The following is a 19,702-nucleotide window of genomic DNA, read 5'->3' on the forward strand; positions in this document are numbered from 1 at the left end:
TTAGTGCTGTTTTTTATATTTCTTTAATATTATTAATAAAGTTTTTATAGGAGGATATTATGATGATAACAAGAGAGGAAGCGTTGGAACTACTTACCGAATACAATAAAGAAGGATTTCATATTCAGCATGCATTAACAGTAGAAGGTGTTATGAATTACTTTGCAAATAAACTTGGATATGAAGATGAAGCAGAGTTTTGGTCTAGAGTTGGATTGCTTCATGATTTAGATTTTGAAATGTATCCAGAACAACATTGTAGCAAAACACAAGAAATAATGAGACAACGTGGTCTTGATGAAAGATTAATAAGAGCAGTAGCTAGCCATGGATATGGACTTTGTGTAGAAGAACAACCGAAACCAGAACATGAGATGGAAAAAGTATTATTTGCGGTAGATGAACTTACTGGATTAATTGGTGCAGCTGCAAGAATGCGTCCATCTAAGAGTGTTATGGATATGGAACTTTCAAGTCTTAAGAAAAAGTTCAAAGACAAGAAATTCGCTGCTGGATGTTCAAGGGATGTAATCAGACAAGGAGCAGAAATCCTTGGCTGGGAATTAGAGAAATTATTTGAAGAAACAATTCTAGCTATGCGTTCTTGTGAGGATTTCATTAATAGGGAAATGGGGTTATATAACAATTAGTAGATTATATTGGATAATTTTTATACTTATGTAACCATATGGGTAAGTCAATTTGACAAGTAAAAGTAAAAATGATATTATTATATTGTCAGTGTGTATGAAAACTCAAGACCATCTGAAGGTGGTTTTGAGTTTTTTTATAATAAGGTTTCTTACAAAGCTATGAGTCGTTGGTTTATGCTATAGGTAATGATATTTTAAAAGAAAAAATAGCATGAAAGAAGAATGGCTGAAAGTAAAAATTATTAAAACACTAGTTTGAAATTAGAGAGGAGACGGTGAAAAATGAATATTGAAAATGAGCAAGTTAATCATATTAAATTCGGATCAGGAGTTATAACGGAGGTAGAGGGTGATAAGATATTAGTGCAATTTCAAGATGACCTTGGAGTAAAAGCCTTCGCATATCCAGAAGCATTTAAAATGTTTCTAGAAGCAGCAAATGAGGAAGTTCAGAATAGTATATTAGAAAAATTGCATATAAAGCAAGAGCAGTCAAAGGCTGAACTAGAAGAGAAAAGAAATGAAGAAAAACAGGAAAAAGAAATACTTGAAAAAGCTGCAAAGGAAGAGAAAAAAATATTACTTGCAGAAAAGAGAGCAGCAGCAAAACTTGCAAAAGCAAAAGATGCAAAATAATCAGTAGTTTTTGATAATATAGAGTCATTGCATAGCCTTATGATTCTAAAGATATAATAAAAACACATTAGCAGAGACATAAGGCTATTTTATTAGCTATATGTCCCATTCTAGTTTTAACATATCTTTAAGTATTTCTACCTTATCAGTTCCAATTTTCTCACATAGTGTTTGCTCTATGGCTGCCTTTTGAGATAAATTTATCTCATAACATTCTTCACCTAAGGGAGTCAACTGCAAACATTTATCCCTATTATTGTTTGTTGAATTGGTAATTTCAATTAAGCCCTTTGCTTCAAGATTTTTTACAAATTTATGAGTTGCCTGTCTAGAGATATCAACATGTTTTGTAACATAAGATAGAGTTGTTTTTTTATTATATATTCTTGCCATGATATACCATTCAGAGTTTGAAATATGTATATCACTATTATCATTCCATGATTTTTCACATATTCTACGAAGTAGAACGTGACGTTCACTTATTAAATCAATTAAATGTAAATTTTGTAATTCAGAATTCAATGGCTTCACTCCAATCAATATCTTTACTAAAATAATATACAAATAATATACATAATTCATTAAGAATTGTCAATTTAATTGACAATTTGTTAAATTTAATGTACAATGAAATTAGTCAACTTAGTTGACAAAGTACAACAAGGGAGAAATTGAAATGTTTAATATTGGAGAATTAATAATTTATTCGGCCCATGGAATTTGCCGTGTAGATGACATATTTGAACAAATAATAGGGGGTAAAAAAAGAAATTACTATAAATTGCACCCAGTGGACGATAGTTCATTAAGTATAAGCGTCCCAGTTGAGAGTGATAAGGTAGCCATGTTACAGCTTGTAAATAAAGAAGAGGCAGAAGAACTCTTAGAATCCTTCAGGGAACCAGGTGTAGAGTGGATAGAAGCTAATACTGAAAGAAATCAAGTATATTCTAAGGTTGTAAAGAATGGAGATCGTAAAGAAATCTCTAAGGTAATAAGTACTTTAATGAGAAAAAAGCTTAAAATTGAAGCAGAAGGAAGGAAATTTCATCAGCAAGATATCAAACTTTTATCTTATGTTCAAAGTATATTGTTTACAGAATTGGCATTCAAATTAAACACAACTTTTGAAGTAATAAATAGAAAAGTTGCTAGATTAATTAATGAAAATGACTACTAAATATGATTATAATAGAAGTGTATGTTAAAGATGGTTGTTTTACTCAGTAGAAGTTAAAAAAGGTGAGACATAATTTAAGCTATAATGGCTTTTGAAAGGGTAGTTGATAAAAATGAATATAAGTAATGATAGAAGTATGGCCATAGAAACAGTTATGAACCATATAGAAAAACAATTTGGAAAAGGTTCCGTAATGAAGCTTGGAGGAACCTCAACAATGGATATAGAAGCTATCCCAACAGGATGTCTTGCTTTAGATATAGCCCTTGGCGTTGGAGGAGTTCCAAAGGGGAGAATAGTGGAGATATATGGACCAGAGTCTTCTGGTAAAACAACAGTAGCACTACATATAGTGGCAGAAGCTCAAAAAAGTGGTGGTGCAGCGGCGTATATTGATGCTGAACATGCTTTGGATCCATCCTATGCAAAAAAACTGGGTGTTAATACTGATGATCTGATTATTTCTCAACCTGATACTGGAGAACAAGGACTAGAAATAGCTGAAGCTCTTGTAAGATCAAATGCTTTAGATGTCCTTGTGGTTGACTCTGTTGCTGCCCTTGTTCCAAGAGCTGAAATAGAAGGTGACATGGGGGATTCTCATATAGGATTGCAGGCAAGGTTAATGTCACAAGCTTTAAGAAAACTAACTGGATCAATTAATAAATCTAAATGTGTTGTTATATTTATAAACCAACTAAGAGAAAAAATAGGTATTATGTTTGGTAATCCTGAAACAACAACAGGTGGAAGAGCGCTGAAGTTTTATTCATCAGTTAGGCTTGATATAAGGAAAATAGATATTATAAAAGTAGGGGAAGATATTCTTGGAAGTAGAACAAGGATAAAAGTAACCAAAAATAAGGTTGCTCCGCCTTTTAAGCTAGCTGAATTCGATATAATGTACAACGAAGGAATTTCAAAGGAAGGTGCACTTATTGATATAGCAGTTAAGGAAGATATAGTTGAAAAAAGTGGATCTTGGTTTTCTTATAAAGAAGCTAGACTTGGTCAAGGAAGAGAAAATTCTAAGTTATATCTAAAAGAAAGTCCTGAAATAGCTCTTGAAATAGAAAATATAATAAGAGAAAAATATAATCTTAAATTAGTAAAACAGACTAAGGAAAATGAATAAATGTTTTAAATATAAAAGAAAGAGAATCATCATATTATGGAGATTCTCTTTCTTTTATTTTCTTTACAATAAGTATATAATGGAATAATAAATAATAATTGGAAAAGCTAAATTTAGATAAACTATGTCTTAAATAATTGGAGGGATAACAATGATTGAGATACCGGAAGCTTTAACACTTGCAGGGCAGATTAACAATACAATTAGGGGAAAGAAGATTGTGAATGTTGTTGCTGCTCATAATCCACATAAGTTTGCGTGGTATCATGGAGATCCACAAAAATACCATGAAATACTTGTAGGAAAGACTATTAATATGGCAACTGCCTACGGAGGTATGGTTGAAATTAGTGCTGATAATACATCAATATTAATTGGTGATGGGGTAGGATTTAGATATCGCCACAGTGGTGAAAAACGTCCGGTCAAACATCAACTTCTGTTAGAGTTTAATGATTCATCTGAAGTTAGTGCATCAGTTCAGATGTATGGAGGAATATGGTGTTTTAATACCAAAGAAGGGTTTCCCAATAATTATTATCAGGTTACAAAGGAAAAACCATCTCCACTTTCTTATGAATTTAATGAAACTTATTTTGATAAACTGATATCCTCACAGGATTTACAGAAGCTAAGTATAAAAGCATTTCTTGCTACAGAGCAGCGAATACCTGGCCTTGGAAATGGAGTGTTGCAAGATATTTTATGGCAGGCTAAAATTCATGCAAAACGAAAAATTAATACATTAAAAGATGAAAATAAGGAAGTTTTATATATTTCCATTAAATCTGTTCTTTCTAAAATGACAGAACTTGGTGGAAGAGATACAGAAAAGGATCTACATGGAAACAATGGTGGATATAAAACTATGATGAGCAAAAATAGTGTAGGCTCTTCTTGTGTTTCTTGTGGTGAAATTATAAAAAAAGAAAATTATTTAGGTGGTAGCATTTATTACTGTGAGAATTGCCAGTTACTTTAACTCAATATGATAAAATTAATAATGTACTTTTATAGTTAGATATAGAAAAAGTATATAAAGGCTAGTATAAAAATTAATTAGGAGTAGAGCTTTTAATTAGATGAGGTTTTACTAAAACATATAAAATGACCTAAAAGAAGCTATAAGAAGAATTATGCTTATGGCTTCTTTTATTAAATTATATTAATAATGGAATTATAATAGTAAATTAGTACTTGTGCAAAATTGTTGACATGGAAACAAAAAGATGATAGTATTGTTTACAAGGAAACAATATGGAGGTGTTTAAAGTAGATAATATCAATATTATTATGAAAAGTTTTAAAGAAATATATGAAAAGGAAGAGATTTTAGGTAAGTTGGCTTTGGGTAGTGAATATGAAAATTATGGGGTTTCAGAAATACACTGTATAGATTTAATAGGGAAAATAGAAAATCCTAATGTTACTAAAATATCCCAAAGTATGAATATGACAAGAGGTGCTATTAGTAAGATAACTAAAAAGCTTCTTAATAGTAATCTTATTGATAAATATAAAAATCCTAATAATGATAAGGAGATATATTTCAAATTAACGGAGTCAGGTGAAGAGTTATATAAATATCATGAAATAAAGCATAAGCAATGGGAAGCAAGAAATAGGATATTTTTTAAAAATGTAGATAAGAAGGAAGAAAAAATTGTAACTAATTTCTTGATTAAATTTAATAGTTATTTAGACGAACTAATAGAAACAGAAGGGGAAATATAATATGAATTTACACTTAACAGATTTTAACATTCCGGTAGAAATATTAAAGTGGGGAGACTCACAGCCGACACACCAAAGGCAACATATAGGAACTCATATAGATTGCTACAATCTATCCAATATAGAATTACCATCACAAATAGATGTTAAGGTAATAGATGCTAGGAAAATAGATATTATAGACGTTAACATATTAGAAAACTTATCAATTAAAGCAGGTTCCTTTGTAATATTTAGAACGGGTTACTTAGAAACCTATGGATATGGAAGTGATGAGTATTTTAATTCTAAGCCTAGTCCATATTTAACTAATGAGCTTATAGATAGATTATTAGACTGTAATGTAAAATTAATAGGCATTGATCTAAGTGGAATACAACATGGAAAAGATCACGTAGCAATAGATAAATATGTTGAAAATAAAGGAGCCTATGTTATAGAAAATATATGTAATTTAAATAAGGTTACTACGGAATTCAAGGCAAATTTAAAATGGATTCAACTAGAAGGTGCTACAGCAATAAAAGTTGAGATTGAAACTATATAAATTTATATATTATAAAGTAAAGATTAAAATTCAAAGAAAGATTAAACTTCCTCTGGATTTTATTTTTGATATTTATGGAAATAGGTATTGACAGAAGCAATTGTAGGTTGTATTATTGTATTAAGAGGTTAGTACAATAACACAATAATACAAGAGAGGTGATTAGATGGCATGGGAATTTAAGGACCAAAGGCCTATATATATTCAATTAATTGAGCAGATTAAACTAAAGATAATTTCGGGAGAATACAAGCCAGGACAAAAGTTTCCAACGGTAAGAGAGCTTGCTGAAGAGGCATCAGTTAATCCTAATACTATACAAAAGGCTTTAGCAGAGTTAGAACGGTCAGGGTTTGTTTATAGTCAAAGGACTAGTGGAAGATTTATCACGGAGGATATAGATATGATAAAAGAGATTAAACTGGATATAGCTAAAGACCAAGCAGTAAATTTTCTTAAGAGTATGAAAAGTTTAGGACTTAGTAATGAGGATATCATGGAATTTCTAGGGAAAATGGCAAAGGAGATGAAGTAATGGGTGAACCAATTTTTCAGTGTAAGGAATTAGTTAAAAAATATGACAATAAGGAAGCACTTAAAGGTATTAATTTAACTTTAGAAAAAGGTAAAATAGTTGGACTTTTAGGTCCTAATGGTAGTGGTAAAACAACTTTAATAAAACTAGCTAATGGTTTGTTAAAGCCAACGTCGGGAGAAGTAAAGATAGCGGGACTTCCTCAGGGCATAGAAACTCAAAAAATAGTTTCTTACCTTCCTGAAAGAACCTATCTTAATGATTGGATGAAGGTATCTGATATTATAAATTTTTTCAAAGATTTCTATGAGGATTTTGATGAAAAGAGAGCCTATGATATGCTAAGTAAGTTAAATATTGAATCAAATGTCAAGCTTAAGACCTTATCAAAAGGAACAAAAGAAAAGGTTCAACTTATTTTAGTTATGAGTAGGCAAGCAGAGTTATACTTTTTAGATGAGCCTATTGCAGGGGTAGACCCAGCAGCTAGGGACTATATTTTAAACACTATAATAAGCAATTATAACGAGAATGCAACTGTAGTAATTTCAACTCATCTAATAGCAGATATAGAGAAAGTTCTCGATGATGTTGTTTTTATATCAAATGGAGAAATAATGCTACAAAAAAGTGTAGATGAAATAAGAGAAAGTAGCGGAAAGACAGTAGATGAACTATTTAGGGAGGTATTTAGATGCTAAGAAAATTAATGAAATATGAATTTAAGGCTACAGGCAGAATAATGCTTCCTCTTTATGGAGCATTGCTAGGATTTTCAATTATTAATAAGATATTTATTGGAACTAATATGGCTGAGGTAAATATGGATTTCTTAGGTGGAATTCCTGCTATTATAACAATGATAGGATATTTCGTAACTATGGTGGCAGTTTTTGTGGGAACACTTTTTATAACTGTACAAAGATTTTATAAAAACCTATTTGGTGATGAAGGATATTTAATGAATACTATCCCGGTAAAAAGTTATCAAAATATAGTTAATAAATTAGTAGTATCTATGGTATGGACTATAATAAGTGGTTTCATAGCTGCAACATCTATATTTGTAATGGCCTATGAGCCAGGGGTATTAAAAGAAATAATTAGAGGATTTAAAAATATTTACTCTGAAATTGGATTAAATGTTTTCGGTATAATAGAATTTATAATATTGGGAATTGTATCTTTAGCTCATCAAATTATGATGCTTTATGCATCACTTTCTATAGGCCAGTTGTTTAAATCAAAAAAATTATTAGGAGGATTTGCTGGATTTATGATATTAAGCATTGCTCAACAATCAATAATAGGAATAGGTATGACTATATTAGTTGCAAGTGATAGTTTTATTTATCTATCTTCACACTATGCAATACTTTGTGGAATTATAGTTTGTTTAATTTTCTTCACAATTTTATTCTGTATAACTAACTACATCATGAAGAATAAGCTTAATCTAGAATAGTAAAAAATTTAAAGCTCCAGTTTTAGTAATAAACTTAAACTGGAGCTTGTTTTTATGTATATATAAATAATTCATTTACAGCCTCTATGCGTTCTTTTAGTATGGTTTCCTAATTATGGTCATTGGGTAGTTTATTATAATGGAAAATTTTACGATCCAGAATTCGGCCTTATGGATGAATGTGCTCCAAATGGAAGAATAGGAGCATATCTTTCAGTTTATTTAGATGAAAGGAATGAAAATGAATAAATTCTTAAAACTGATTAACTATGATATAGAACTATAATCTAATGAACGATAGTAGGAGTATGCGAAGTATCTAATAAATTATAACAATCAGTATTGACTCTAACCAAAGGTTAGGATTTAAAATAATATTGAAAGGGGGGGGATCTTGAAGATTGGTGAGTTTGCTAAAAGATCAGGGGTAACTGTAAAAACATTGCTTCATTATGATAAGATTGGGCTGTTACAGCCATCTTTAAAAACCCAAGCTGGTTATAGAATTTATTGTGATGAAGATTTTATCAAGCTACAACAGATTATCACTCTTAAGTTTATTGGGTTGTCACTTGATGAAATAAAACAACTTATAAATGAAAAAAACCAAAATATAGAGAATATAATAAGGGTTCAAACAAGAGCATTAGAGGAAAAGAAGAAACATATTGAGACAGTTATTACTGCTCTAAATAAAGCCGAAAAGCAAATACAAAATAATAGTTTTTTGGAAGTTCAACAACTTATTGATATTATCAAGATAACGAATATGGAAACAAGAGCAAAACAGAGATTCAATGACGCAAGTAAACAATATGTTACGGACAGCTATCACTGGAGGTCTAAAACAGCAGAACTAATAAATGAATTGATTAAACCTAACATAAATGATATTATACTTGATTTAGGGTGTGGAACTGGAAAGCAAATTATTGAGCTATCACGAAAAATAAAATTAGCAATTGGTGTAGACATTAGTGATGGAATGCTTAAACAAGCTAAAGAAAATATAGAAAATGAAAGAGCACATAATATTGAACTATATATAGGAACATTTGAAGAGCCTGAATTGAGTGTAGATTTACGAAAAAAATGTATTACAAAAATTATTTCTAATTATGCATTACATCATCTAACTACAATATATAAGCAAAATGCAATAGAAAAAATGATTAATATAGGTGGAGAAAATTTGCAAAGTATTATTATTGGTGATTTAATGTTTTTTGAAAATCCTAATGATTATAAGGAGGAATTTTCCTTAGTAGGATATGGACCAGAAGTAGATTTTCCATCCAGCGTGGAAGAGTTAAAAAATTGCTTTTTAAATTTTGATTTTACTGTTGAAGTACACAGATTGCATCCACTTGTAGGAGTTGTGGTTGCTAATAGAAATAAAGTGGATAATCTGTAATAATAAATAAGTTCTTATAATACGCAACAGCTATAAATCAAATAATTTCTTTAACTACTGTACATGCAGAAATAAATATTCAGTATTCTTATTAGAAGTAGTTTAAGACTATATTTAAAATCTAAATTTTAAGCAAATTAATAAAAATCCAACGGCTTAGCCGGTGGATTTTTTACGCTATTCAATATTATTTTAAAATATTTCGTTAAAATTCTAATGAAGACATCTATTTTTAAAATTAATTTTACATCTAAAAAAATTATACTTTTATCTAGTTCAAATATATGCATAGGTATATATTAAACTATTTATATAGGGAGCTATTTAACTATAGAAATATTAAACTATTTAACTATTTGTTGTAGCCATGCGGGTTTCAGGGGTTTTCCTATTTTGAAAGTTAGATTAAGTATACCTAAATAAAAAGATGTGACAATGGAATAAAAATGTGATTCAATATAGGAATCATATTTTAAAATATAATTGTTTAAGCATTAGATTTTATGTTAAAGTCTTAGTAACATGATTAATTTAGAAATTATTTACTAAGGGGACATAAATAAAGAGGTGAGCGTGATATTATGAAAAGTCAATGGGAAGAAAAATGGGTAGAAGATATTGAGTTTTTGAGGGAAAATCTCATAGAAAAGCATAAAAATTTATTTTTTAATATAAGTAGGGAAGAGTTTGATAGTAGGATAGATAAATTAAAGTCAATGATAGGTGACTTTGATTATGAAGAGATGAAGGTAGAAATTTCAAGGGTGGTTGCCTCGATTGGAGATGCCCATACATCAGTTGCATTTCCTGCTAATAAGTATTTGCCTATTAAGTTTTATTGGTTTGAGGATGGGATTTATATTATAAGAACTAGTGAGGCTTATAAGAACTTATTATTTAAGAAAGTTATAGCAATTGAGGATGTTAGCATGGATAAAATTCTTCAGGAACTTTCAGAAATCATATCTTTTGAAAATGAATATTTTTTTAAGGCTCAGAGTATGAAGTATATGCAGGTTGCAGAAGTTTTATATGGATTATTGATATCAGATTCTGTGGATAATATAAAAATAACAACAGAACACAATACAGTTAAAGTTAAAACAGTTAATATTAGTGAACTGAGATATTCAGACAATCAATTGCCTCTATATGCAAGAAGATCTAATGAGAATTTGTGGTATGAATATTTAGAAGATAAAGAGGAACTTTACATAAAGTATAATTATTGTAGGGAAGAGGGATATAAAACAATTAGTACAAAAATAGCAGAGATTATAAACTTTATAGAGAAAAATTCTATTTGTAGAATCACTATAGATTTAAGAAATAATATTGGTGGTGATTCCAGATTATTAGAACCTTTATTATATTATATAAAGAATAATCTTAGAATTAATAATAAGGAAAATCTGAAAGTAATAATAGGAAGAGAGACTTTTTCCTCAGGATTACTTAATGCTTATGAATTGAAATTTGAGACAAACTGTGTTATTTGGGGTGAACCTTCAGGAGGAAAACCTAATTGTTATGGGGAGATATTAAGATTTGTTTTACCAAATAGTAAATTTAGTGTTAGCTACTCAACTCGATATTATAAATTGATAGATGATGATAGTACCATGTCTCTGTATCCAGATAAGACTCTACATGAAAAAATTGAGGATTATATAAATTTGGGAGAGATATAAATGAATAAAAAAGATATACTATTTAAAAAATGAAGAGGGCGTGTTTAGTTATCGTAGTGAAGTGATGTTAATGAAAAAAAAGCCTTAACCATTGAAATTGATCAGGGGTGTTTCGTTATAAAGAGTTTGATGAAAAAATAAGAGGTTCGAAAGTATGAAAAGAAAAAAGTTATTAGAGAATATTAATATACAAATAAAGAATGGAAATCATATTATTGGTGTAGCAACAGGTACAGGAATGACGGCAAAATATGCTGAAAAGGGTGGAGCTGATTTTATTTTAGTGTTAAATTCAGGTAGATTTCGGCAAATGGGGAGAAGTTCATTGGCAGGTTATTTACCATTTTGCAATAGCAATGATATGGTAATGGACTTTGCTTCAAAAGAGATAATACCATTGGTAAAAGATATGCCTATTATATTTGGACTCAATGCAACGGACCCTCTAAAGAATATGGAAAGTTACATAGATAAAATAAAGGATATGGGATTTTCAGGTATTAATAACTATCCTACAGTTGGACTTATAGACAGTCAGTTCGGTGAAGCTCTTGAAGAAGAAGGATGTAATTATTTAATTGAAGTAGAAGCAATAAGAATAGCCCATGAAAAAGACATGTTTACAGTTGCCTTTGTATTTAATGAAATACAAGCAGAGCAGATGATTATTGCAGGAGCTGATGTCATTTGTGTACATTTAGGTTTAACAGGAGGAGGATTGTTAGGAGCAAAAAAAGTATTCTCACTGGAAGCTGCAAAGGTTAAAGCGGAGAAGATATTTAATAGATGTAATGAGTTAAAACCAGAGGTAATTAAATTAATATATGGTGGACCTGTAAAAACACCAATCGATATTCAGTACATGTATAGTAATATTGAAGATTTAATGGGATATATAGGTGGATCAACATTTGAAAGAATTCCATCGGAAAAGTCTATTACAAACATAACAAAAGCTTTTAAAGTTTCAACTCAGTTAGATGAAGATGATTTAATAATTAAAATGTTAGATGGAGTTAAAAATCACTATAATTATGTTGAATTTGTAAAGGAGTACGTTGCCAAAAATTATATGAATGATGTTTCATTTCTAGACTTAGCCAAAGTAGCTCATGTATCAAGGGGTTACTTAAGCAGTTTATTTAAAAAAGAAGTTGGTTGTAGTTTTCCAGAGTATCTAGTTAAATTTCGTGTAAATAAAGCATCAGAAATTATAAATAAAGAGAATATCCAATTGTCAGACTTAGCACCATTAGTTGGTTATAAAGATTATGTGCAGTTTAGCAAAATGTTTAAAAAGTATAAGGGTTGTTCGCCAAAACAATATAAGTTTAGAAATATGACATAAACACAAAAATATAGTACATAGCAACGTTTACATAAAGAGACGAAAAACGTATGATTAACTTATAAATATCATACGTTTTATAAGACGATTATCTTAGTCATTTATCTAATATTGTACAGACTAGATAAAAGAAAATTTATGTAGGGAGATTAAAGAAATGAAGACAATCGCTATTGCAGGAACATTTGACACTAAAGGCACTGAATATTTATACGTAAAAGAACTAATTGAAGGTTTGGGTTTATGTACTTTTACCATTCATACCGGTGTATTTGAGCCAGCTTTTGAACCAGATGTATCAAACAATGAAGTTGCAAAGGCAGCAGGCTCAGACATAGAAACTCTAGTTTCCAAAAAAGATAGGGCATTAGCAACAGAAATATTATCAAAAGGCATGGAGAAGTTATTACCTGAATTATATAAACAGGGTAAGTTTGATGGTATTATATCCTTTGGTGGAACTGGAGGAACTTCATTGGTAACTCCAGCTATGAGGGCACTACCTATAGGTGTTCCAAAGGTAATGGTTTCAACGGTTGCTTCAGGCAATACTGAACCTTATGTAGGTACCAGCGATATTATTATGATGCCTTCTGTGGTGGATGTTGCAGGTCTTAACTCGATTTCAACAAAGATCTTTACAAATGCAGTATTTGCAATTGCAGGTATGCTTAAGTTTGAAAATACAAAAGTCGTAGAGAAAAAGCCATTAGTTGCTGCAACTATGTTCGGCGTAACAACTCCATGTATAACAGCTGCAAGGGAATACCTTGAAAAGAGAGGTTATGAAGTTCTTGTATTTCATGCAACAGGTGTAGGTGGACGTTCAATGGAAGCACTTATCCATGGAGGCTTTATTGAAGGCGTATTAGACCTTACTACCACAGAATGGGCAGATGAAGTTATCGGTGGTGTTTTAAATGCAGGACCTCATCGTTTAGAGGCAGCAGGCAAAAATCAAATACCACAGGTTGTATCAGTAGGTGCCATTGATATGTGTAATTTTGGACCATATGAAACAGTTCCGGAGAAGTTTATAACACGTAACTTATATAAACATAATCCTTCAGTAACGCTTATGAGAACAAATAAAGAGGAAAATGAAGCGATTGGTATGAGACTGGTTGAAAAATTAAATCTAGCTAAAGGAAAAACAGCTTTATTCATACCTCTAAAAGGAGTATCTGCTATTGATGTAGAAGGTCAGCCTTTTTACGGTCCAGAAGAGGATGAAGTATTATTTAATATATTAAATAATGGTGTAAACAGAAATGTTGTAGAAGTAGTAGAAATGAATTGCGCTATTAACGAAATAGAGTTTGCAGAAGCAGCAGCACAAAAATTAATAGATATGATGAAAAAATAGTGAATAATAAATTTAAATAATAGAAGGAGGCTTTATTGATGAATACAATGACAAGAAACGAAATTATGACAAAGTTCAAAGAACAGGTTAAAAATGGGCAAACATTATTAGGTGTAGGAGCTGGTACAGGTATTACGGCTAAATTCAGTGAAGCTGGTGGAGCAGATATGCTTATAGTTTACAATTCAGGCAGATACAGAATGGCAGGAAGAGGTTCTCTTGCAGGATTACTATCCTATGGAGATGCTAATCAGATTGTAGTTGAAATGGGAGCAGAAGTACTTCCGGTTGTAAAAAATACTCCAGTTCTTGCTGGTGTTTGTGGAACTGACCCATTCAGAGTAATGGAGATTTTTCTTAAGCAATTAAAAGCACAAGGCTTTGCAGGGGTTCAAAACTTCCCTACAGTAGGATTAATTGATGGTGTATTTAGACAGAACCTAGAAGAGACTGGAATGGGTTATGATTTAGAAGTTGAAATGATAAGAAAAGCACATGAACTGGATATGCTTACAACTCCTTATGTATTTGACCCTGACCAAGCAAGAGCAATGGCAGAAGCTGGTGCTGATATATTAGTTGCACACATGGGATTAACTACAAAAGGTACAATAGGAGCACAAACAGCACTTACACTTGATGACTGTGTAGAGAGAATTGAAGCTATTATTAAAGCGGGAAGAGAAGTTAACCCTGACATTATGGTAATTTGTCATGGCGGACCTATTGCGGAGCCAGAAGATGCTGCATATGTAATAGAAAAAACAGAAGGAATTGACGGTTTCTTTGGTGCTTCAAGCATTGAAAGGTTTGCAGCGGAAAAAGGAATAAAATCACAAACAGAAGCGTTTAAAGCAATAAGGAAATAATAAATATAACATCACATCCACCACCTGTAATGGCTTAAATAGTTATTTATAGGTGGTGGTACTTTTTGCTGAGAGATGTTAACTTCTATTTATATTAGTAAAATTATTTTAAAGTAAGTGTATAGTAAATTTGATCTACAAAATGTATTGTTTACCTCAAATAAGTATGCTAAAATGTCATATATTGGTAAAGATTAAAAATGTGGAGGTGTAGAGATGATGTATAAAATTTATAAAATTGACTCCAATAATTTGACAGCAGATGAAGTTGAAAACCTATATTTAATCAATAAGAATATAACAAAAAAATATAATTTTTTAGACCCCTATAAAAGTAATGATGACTATAAAGCTCTATATTTATCGTCTTTTAATGGAAGTGATAATGAGCTATTTGTACTTGAAAAGAATTCTTTAATTTGTGGAATGATTAATTGTGGTAAGGCTGCTGACTGTAATTGAAATGAACAATATAAATTAAACATCACTTTATGCGATTTATCAATTGATGAACTTATGATTAAGGCTATAAATCAATTGGTTCAAGAGAAACTAGCTCAACATGGTGAAATTGTAATGGTTACATATAATTATGAATTAAATGAATTAATGAATCAATACAATAATAAAGTAAGCTTAAGGGCTAATTATTACACTTTAAAAAGAGAAGACATTGATATAGACATGCTTAATAAATCCATGAAAGAATTGGAAGCAAAAAATTCAGATCTTTCTATTAAATATACTGATATCATCTCAGAGAGCTATATCAAACAATATTGTGATTTGTTTACAGAAACTATGAAAGATATGCCGGATGTTATGGAAGAGGGGTATGTACAGTTTATTATAAATCCTGAAAAACAAAGGCAAATTAATAAGTCTAATAAGAAAAGAAATATAACTCATAATTGTTATATGATTTTTAACTCAAATAATGAAATGATTGCTAAATCAAATGTATCTGTCAATAATAACGACCCTGGTTTTCCTTACCAATTTATGATTGGAGTTAAAAGATCCTATAGGGGAAGGAATTTAGGAAAATGGCTTTATGCATCTATGTATAAGAGATTATTCGAGACTGTTAATTTTGACAGGGTGATTGTATGTCATCATCCTGCAAACAAACATGCAATTAATGTTAGTGAATGGGTTGGATATAAATTCAACTATTTAATGACAGCTCATATTTTATATAAATATCAAATATTTCACTATTATGATAGCCATCAGTTTACTAAACTGATGGCTATTATTCTTAAACCTATTGCCACAATCTTAAAGTACCTAGATTATTCATCCCAGAAATCTTTTTCACGTGCATTTGTAACTTTTTATGGTATTTCACCCTATGAATATAGAAAAAAATAGTTGCCAATTTCAAAATAATAGTTGATAAAATACATTAATAAAATCCTCGGAAGTAATGCCAAGAGTTTTTGTTTTTTGCTCAAATAGTTGATAGAGTCATCAAAAGTTAAAAATTTTATAAGTAAATAGGTATTTTACAATATGTAAATAAAATAAAAAGCTGAATAAATAGAAACAAAACACAATAAAGTTAAATAAAATACAACAAAATACTTTACAAGTGTAAAGAGAACTATTATAATTTAATCATAAACTAATTTTGAAAGGGTAGATTTTTATGGAAAATCAATTTTATACAATAGATAAAATCGCAGAAATATTAGGTATGCATCACAAAACTATAAGAAAATTTATAACAGAAGGTAAGCTTGGAGCAAATAAAGTTGGAAAGCAATGGAGAATTTCAGGTCATGATTTAAGTGTTTTTATGGAAAAAAATAATGTTAGTATTAATAATAAAAAGATTAGTGAAGAGTCAAATATTGATTTTGTTACTAATGGAGAAGTGAAAGATACTATAAAGCAAAAGGTAAATGTATCTACTGTTGTGGATATTAATGATGTAGATAAAGAAGAATATTTTAGAATATCAAATACTCTTATAGCACTAATGAATTGTAAAGATTCCGGAATGGAAAAATCAACAGTTAATATGAAATATGATGAAAAAGTAAACAGACTAAGGGTTTTGTTATGGGGAAATGTAAGCTTTATTGAAGGTATGCTAAGTTCAATTTCTATGCTTGTGGAACAAACCAATTTATAAGGAGAGTGAATACTTTGAATTACAGAGTAGTAAACAAAAATAACAATAAATATATTGAATTTGTTTCTGATTTGAGGAAACTTTCTTCAGAGCAAGATGTGCTGGATTACATATCTAAATGTATGGAAAATGACATTTATACAATAATACTGCATTCTAATGTATTATCTGAAGACTTCTTTAATCTTAAAACTGGACTCGCAGGCATGGCATTGCAAAAATTTATAAACTACAATGTAAAAGTCGCTGTTATTATTGAAGATGAAGAAAAGCTTAATGAGCGATTTAAAGAAATGATTATGGAAGCTAACAAAGGAAATCATTTCAGAACATTTAAGAATATTGCAGATGCTGAAATTTGGATTTCGAAATTATAATATAACAATGGCATGTATGTAAGTTATAACTCATATGGTTGTCATTACAAAGAGGTCTATTATGGAGAAATATTTTTCAATAGGAGAGATATCTAAACTATCTATTATGAAAATACACATTATTTTCAGACTGTAATAAGATGTAATCTTATTACAGTTTTTTGCTTTAAAAAATTATGGTAGTCTTTTCTCTAACTATTTAATGTGCGAGAATCAATGCTCTACCACACTTTTTTCAAAAGTTTGTTGCGGTGGAAGAATTATTTGATATAATAAGTAGAATAATAGATTAGGAGTGGTTTTATGCAAGTGTATTTTGATAACAGTGCCACCACTGAACCTTATGATGAGGTAATAGATGCTGTGGTACATACAATGAAAAATAATTTTGGAAATCCTTCATCCGCTCATGGTTTAGGCCTTAAGGCAGAAATAGCTCTTAATGAATCAAGAGACAAACTAGCTAAGACTATTAATTGTACCAAGGATGAAATAATATTTACTTCTGGTGGAAGTGAAAGCAATAATTTTTTAGTAAAAGGTTTTACTGGGGTAGGTGCGCACATAATAACTAGTGAAATTGAACATCCTAGCGTACTTAATACCTTCAGGGAATTGGAGGCAGCAGGGACTAAGGTTACTTATTTAAAGGTTGATAATAAGGGTCGTATATCTCTAGAAGAACTAAAAAACAGCATAAATAGTGACACTAGATTAGTGAGCATAATCCATGTTAATAATGAGCTGGGAGTTGTACAGGATATAGAAGCAATAGGAACTTTAATAAAGGAAAAAAGTCCTAGAGTTAAGTTCCATGTAGATGCGGTTCAAAGCTATGGAAAGTTTAAAATTGATGTAAAAAAAGCTCAAATAGATTTGTTATCCGTTAGTGGCCATAAAATTCACGGTCCTAGAGGAGTTGGTTTTTCTTACATAAAAAAAGGATTTAATCCTAAGGCTTTAATAAGCGGTGGTGGACAGGAGAGAAACTTTAGATCAGGTACAGAAAATTTACCGGGTATTATAGGCTTTGTAAAGGCTTCAGATATTATATATAATAATGTTCAACTTAATTATTCAAAGGTAAGTGAGCTTAAAGAATATTTTATAGAAAGACTTAGAGATATAAAAGATATAGTGATAAACAGTCCTTGTGAGGAGTGTTTCAGTCCTTATATTTTAAGTGTTTCCTTTATAGGTGTAAGAGGCGAAGTGCTACTACATCTCTTAGAGGAAAAGGGAATATATGTATCTACCGGTTCTGCCTGTTCCGCAAAGAAACAAGGAGATAGCAATGTGCTTAAAGCTATAGGCCTTAATACCCAAGAAACAAAGGGAACCATAAGGTTTAGCTTTAATGAGTTTAATACAAAAGAAGAAGTAGATTACACTATAGAAGTACTAGAAAAAAGTTTGAAATTTTTAAGGAGAAAATAATATGAGAAAACTATTACTTATTAAATATGCATCGGAAATTTTTTTAAAGGGATTAAATAGAAGAACCTTTGAAAAAAAACTCATGAAAAATATAGCTTCGGTACTTAAGGATTGCAGATATGAATTTATAAGCGATCAAGGAAGATGGTTCCTCTATAGTGAAGATTTGGAGGAAGTAATGTCAAAAGTAAAAAGAGTTTTTGGCATTTCTGAAGTTTGTTTAGTTACAGAAGTAGAACCTACCATGGAAGCTATCAGTGCTCAAGCGGTTGTGGAAGCTGAGGATTTTGGAGAAACTACCTTCAAGGTTGAAAGTAATCGAGCAAATAAAGCCTTCCCTTTAAATTCTATGGAGATGAGTCGTGAAATTGGTGCTGTAGTATTAAACGCAGTAGAAGGATTAAGGGTAGATGTTCATAAACCACAAAGAATAATAAATGTGGAAGTAAGAAAAAGGGCATATGTATATTCTAAAAGGGTAAAAGCTGTTGGAGGAATGCCTTATGGCACCAATGGTAGTACTATGCTTATGCTTTCTGGTGGTATAGATTCTCCTGTTGCTGGATATTTGATGGCAAGGCGTGGGGTAGAATTAAACGCTATTTATTTCCACAGCCATCCTTACACTAGTGAAAGAGCTAAAGAAAAGGTAAAGGACTTGGCAAGATTACTAAAGGGTTACACTGGGAAAATCAATCTTTACGTGGCACCTTTCACTGATATTCAAATGGATATAATAGAAAAATGCCCTGAGAATGAGCTTACTATAATAATGAGAAAATTTATGATGAGAGTTGCCTGTGCTGTAGCGGAAAAATATAATATAAACTCTGTAACCACCGGGGAAAGCATAGGCCAGGTAGCAAGTCAAACTATGGAGGGGCTAATGGTCAGCAATGACGTGGCAGATAGACCAGTGTTTAGACCTCTTATCGCTATGGATAAAATAGATATTATGGATATATCTAGAGATATTGGAACCTATGAAACATCTATACTTCCTTATGAAGACTGCTGTACAATATTTGTACCAAAGCATCCCAAAATAAAACCTAGAGTGGACTTAATAAGAAATTCTGAAAGTATACTGGATATTGATAGACTTGTTCAAGAATGTATAGATAATATGGAGATATACAACGATCTTTAATAATTGATGTTAAGGCATCTTC

Annotated in this window: 22 protein-coding genes; 21 read left to right on the forward strand and 1 reads right to left on the reverse strand. The window is 30.6% G+C overall.

Going from position 1 to position 19,702, the window contains the following annotated elements; all coding sequences use genetic code 11:
• Window positions 1–62 precede the first annotated feature (62 nt).
• Complete coding sequence (locus tag ACTNBA_RS09430; protein ID WP_441073699.1) at window positions 63–650, forward strand: HDIG domain-containing metalloprotein; 588 nt, start codon at window positions 63–65, stop codon at window positions 648–650.
• 285 nt (window positions 651–935) lie between these two features.
• On the forward strand, window positions 936–1,289 hold the full coding sequence (locus tag ACTNBA_RS09435; protein ID WP_441073639.1) for a hypothetical protein: 354 nt from the start codon (window positions 936–938) through the stop codon (window positions 1,287–1,289).
• 96 nt (window positions 1,290–1,385) lie between these two features.
• Here the strand turns inward: ACTNBA_RS09435 and ACTNBA_RS09440 are convergent, their stop codons facing one another.
• A complete protein-coding gene (locus ACTNBA_RS09440) occupies window positions 1,386–1,814 on the reverse strand; it encodes a MarR family winged helix-turn-helix transcriptional regulator (protein WP_441073641.1) in 429 nt (142 codons plus the stop codon).
• Between the two features lie 154 nt (window positions 1,815–1,968).
• Between ACTNBA_RS09440 and ACTNBA_RS09445 the strand changes: the two genes are divergently transcribed.
• The 19 genes from ACTNBA_RS09445 to thiI all read left to right on the forward strand — a co-directional run bounded on the left by ACTNBA_RS09445 (window position 1,969) and on the right by thiI (window position 19,680).
• Complete coding sequence (locus tag ACTNBA_RS09445; protein ID WP_035133482.1) at window positions 1,969–2,472, forward strand: CarD family transcriptional regulator; 504 nt, start codon at window positions 1,969–1,971, stop codon at window positions 2,470–2,472.
• Window positions 2,473–2,584: 112 nt separating this feature from the next.
• Entirely contained in the window at window positions 2,585–3,607 is a 1,023-nt protein-coding gene (recA, locus tag ACTNBA_RS09450; RefSeq protein WP_441073644.1) for a recombinase RecA, read from the forward strand.
• Window positions 3,608–3,758: 151 nt separating this feature from the next.
• Window positions 3,759–4,589 carry an endonuclease VIII gene (locus tag ACTNBA_RS09455; RefSeq protein ID WP_441073646.1) on the forward strand — a complete coding sequence of 277 codons (831 nt, stop codon included), beginning with the start codon at window positions 3,759–3,761 and terminating at the stop codon, window positions 4,587–4,589.
• A gap of 281 nt (window positions 4,590–4,870) precedes the next feature.
• Complete coding sequence (locus tag ACTNBA_RS09460; RefSeq protein WP_441073701.1) at window positions 4,871–5,341, forward strand: MarR family transcriptional regulator; 471 nt, start codon at window positions 4,871–4,873, stop codon at window positions 5,339–5,341.
• A 1-nt stretch (window position 5,342) separates the two neighbouring features.
• Window positions 5,343–5,888 carry a cyclase family protein gene (locus ACTNBA_RS09465; protein ID WP_035135483.1) on the forward strand — a complete coding sequence of 182 codons (546 nt, stop codon included), beginning with the start codon at window positions 5,343–5,345 and terminating at the stop codon, window positions 5,886–5,888.
• Between the two features lie 166 nt (window positions 5,889–6,054).
• On the forward strand, window positions 6,055–6,423 hold the full coding sequence (locus ACTNBA_RS09470) for a GntR family transcriptional regulator (RefSeq protein WP_035135482.1): 369 nt from the start codon (window positions 6,055–6,057) through the stop codon (window positions 6,421–6,423).
• Entirely contained in the window at window positions 6,423–7,124 is a 702-nt protein-coding gene (locus ACTNBA_RS09475) for an ABC transporter ATP-binding protein (RefSeq protein ID WP_035135480.1), read from the forward strand. Before ACTNBA_RS09470 ends, ACTNBA_RS09475 begins: the two co-directional genes overlap by 1 nt.
• Entirely contained in the window at window positions 7,118–7,888 is a 771-nt protein-coding gene (locus ACTNBA_RS09480; protein WP_346886425.1) for an ABC transporter permease, read from the forward strand. The genes ACTNBA_RS09475 and ACTNBA_RS09480 overlap by 7 nt, the downstream gene beginning before the upstream one ends.
• 394 nt (window positions 7,889–8,282) lie before the next feature.
• On the forward strand, window positions 8,283–9,302 hold the full coding sequence (locus ACTNBA_RS09485; protein ID WP_242844146.1) for a MerR family transcriptional regulator: 1,020 nt from the start codon (window positions 8,283–8,285) through the stop codon (window positions 9,300–9,302).
• Between the two features lie 581 nt (window positions 9,303–9,883).
• Entirely contained in the window at window positions 9,884–10,993 is a 1,110-nt protein-coding gene (locus tag ACTNBA_RS09490; protein ID WP_441073650.1) for a S41 family peptidase, read from the forward strand.
• 154 nt (window positions 10,994–11,147) lie between these two features.
• On the forward strand, window positions 11,148–12,341 hold the full coding sequence (locus ACTNBA_RS09495; protein ID WP_441073652.1) for a phosphoenolpyruvate hydrolase family protein: 1,194 nt from the start codon (window positions 11,148–11,150) through the stop codon (window positions 12,339–12,341).
• A 157-nt stretch (window positions 12,342–12,498) separates the two neighbouring features.
• Window positions 12,499–13,707, forward strand: coding sequence for a Tm-1-like ATP-binding domain-containing protein (locus ACTNBA_RS09500; RefSeq protein ID WP_441073654.1), 1,209 nt, complete (start codon window positions 12,499–12,501; stop codon window positions 13,705–13,707).
• Between the two features lie 38 nt (window positions 13,708–13,745).
• On the forward strand, window positions 13,746–14,576 hold the full coding sequence (locus ACTNBA_RS09505) for a phosphoenolpyruvate hydrolase family protein (RefSeq protein WP_441073656.1): 831 nt from the start codon (window positions 13,746–13,748) through the stop codon (window positions 14,574–14,576).
• Window positions 14,577–14,792: 216 nt separating this feature from the next.
• Window positions 14,793–15,038, forward strand: a complete 246-nt coding sequence (locus tag ACTNBA_RS09510) for a hypothetical protein (protein WP_441073657.1) — start codon at window positions 14,793–14,795, stop codon at window positions 15,036–15,038.
• 54 nt (window positions 15,039–15,092) lie between these two features.
• Window positions 15,093–15,950 (forward strand): GNAT family N-acetyltransferase, encoded by an 858-nt coding sequence (locus ACTNBA_RS09515; RefSeq protein ID WP_441073659.1) that lies wholly within the window; start codon window positions 15,093–15,095, stop codon window positions 15,948–15,950.
• Between the two features lie 277 nt (window positions 15,951–16,227).
• The gene (locus ACTNBA_RS09520; RefSeq protein ID WP_441073660.1) at window positions 16,228–16,716 is read left to right on the forward strand and encodes a helix-turn-helix domain-containing protein; all 489 of its coding nucleotides are present in this window, start codon (window positions 16,228–16,230) and stop codon (window positions 16,714–16,716) included.
• Window positions 16,717–16,730: 14 nt separating this feature from the next.
• Window positions 16,731–17,093, forward strand: coding sequence for a DUF4180 domain-containing protein (locus tag ACTNBA_RS09525; RefSeq protein WP_346846679.1), 363 nt, complete (start codon window positions 16,731–16,733; stop codon window positions 17,091–17,093).
• Between the two features lie 303 nt (window positions 17,094–17,396).
• Entirely contained in the window at window positions 17,397–18,530 is a 1,134-nt protein-coding gene (locus ACTNBA_RS09530) for a cysteine desulfurase family protein (RefSeq protein ID WP_441073662.1), read from the forward strand.
• Between the two features lies 1 nt (window position 18,531).
• Window positions 18,532–19,680, forward strand: coding sequence for a tRNA uracil 4-sulfurtransferase ThiI (thiI, locus tag ACTNBA_RS09535; protein WP_150843697.1), 1,149 nt, complete (start codon window positions 18,532–18,534; stop codon window positions 19,678–19,680).
• The last annotated feature ends 22 nt before the right edge of the window (window positions 19,681–19,702 follow it).

Origin of the sequence: Clostridium sulfidigenes, from assembly GCF_052067195.1 — a bacterium.
In the GTDB taxonomy this organism is placed as follows: domain Bacteria; phylum Bacillota; class Clostridia; order Clostridiales; family Clostridiaceae; genus Clostridium_J; species Clostridium_J sulfidigenes.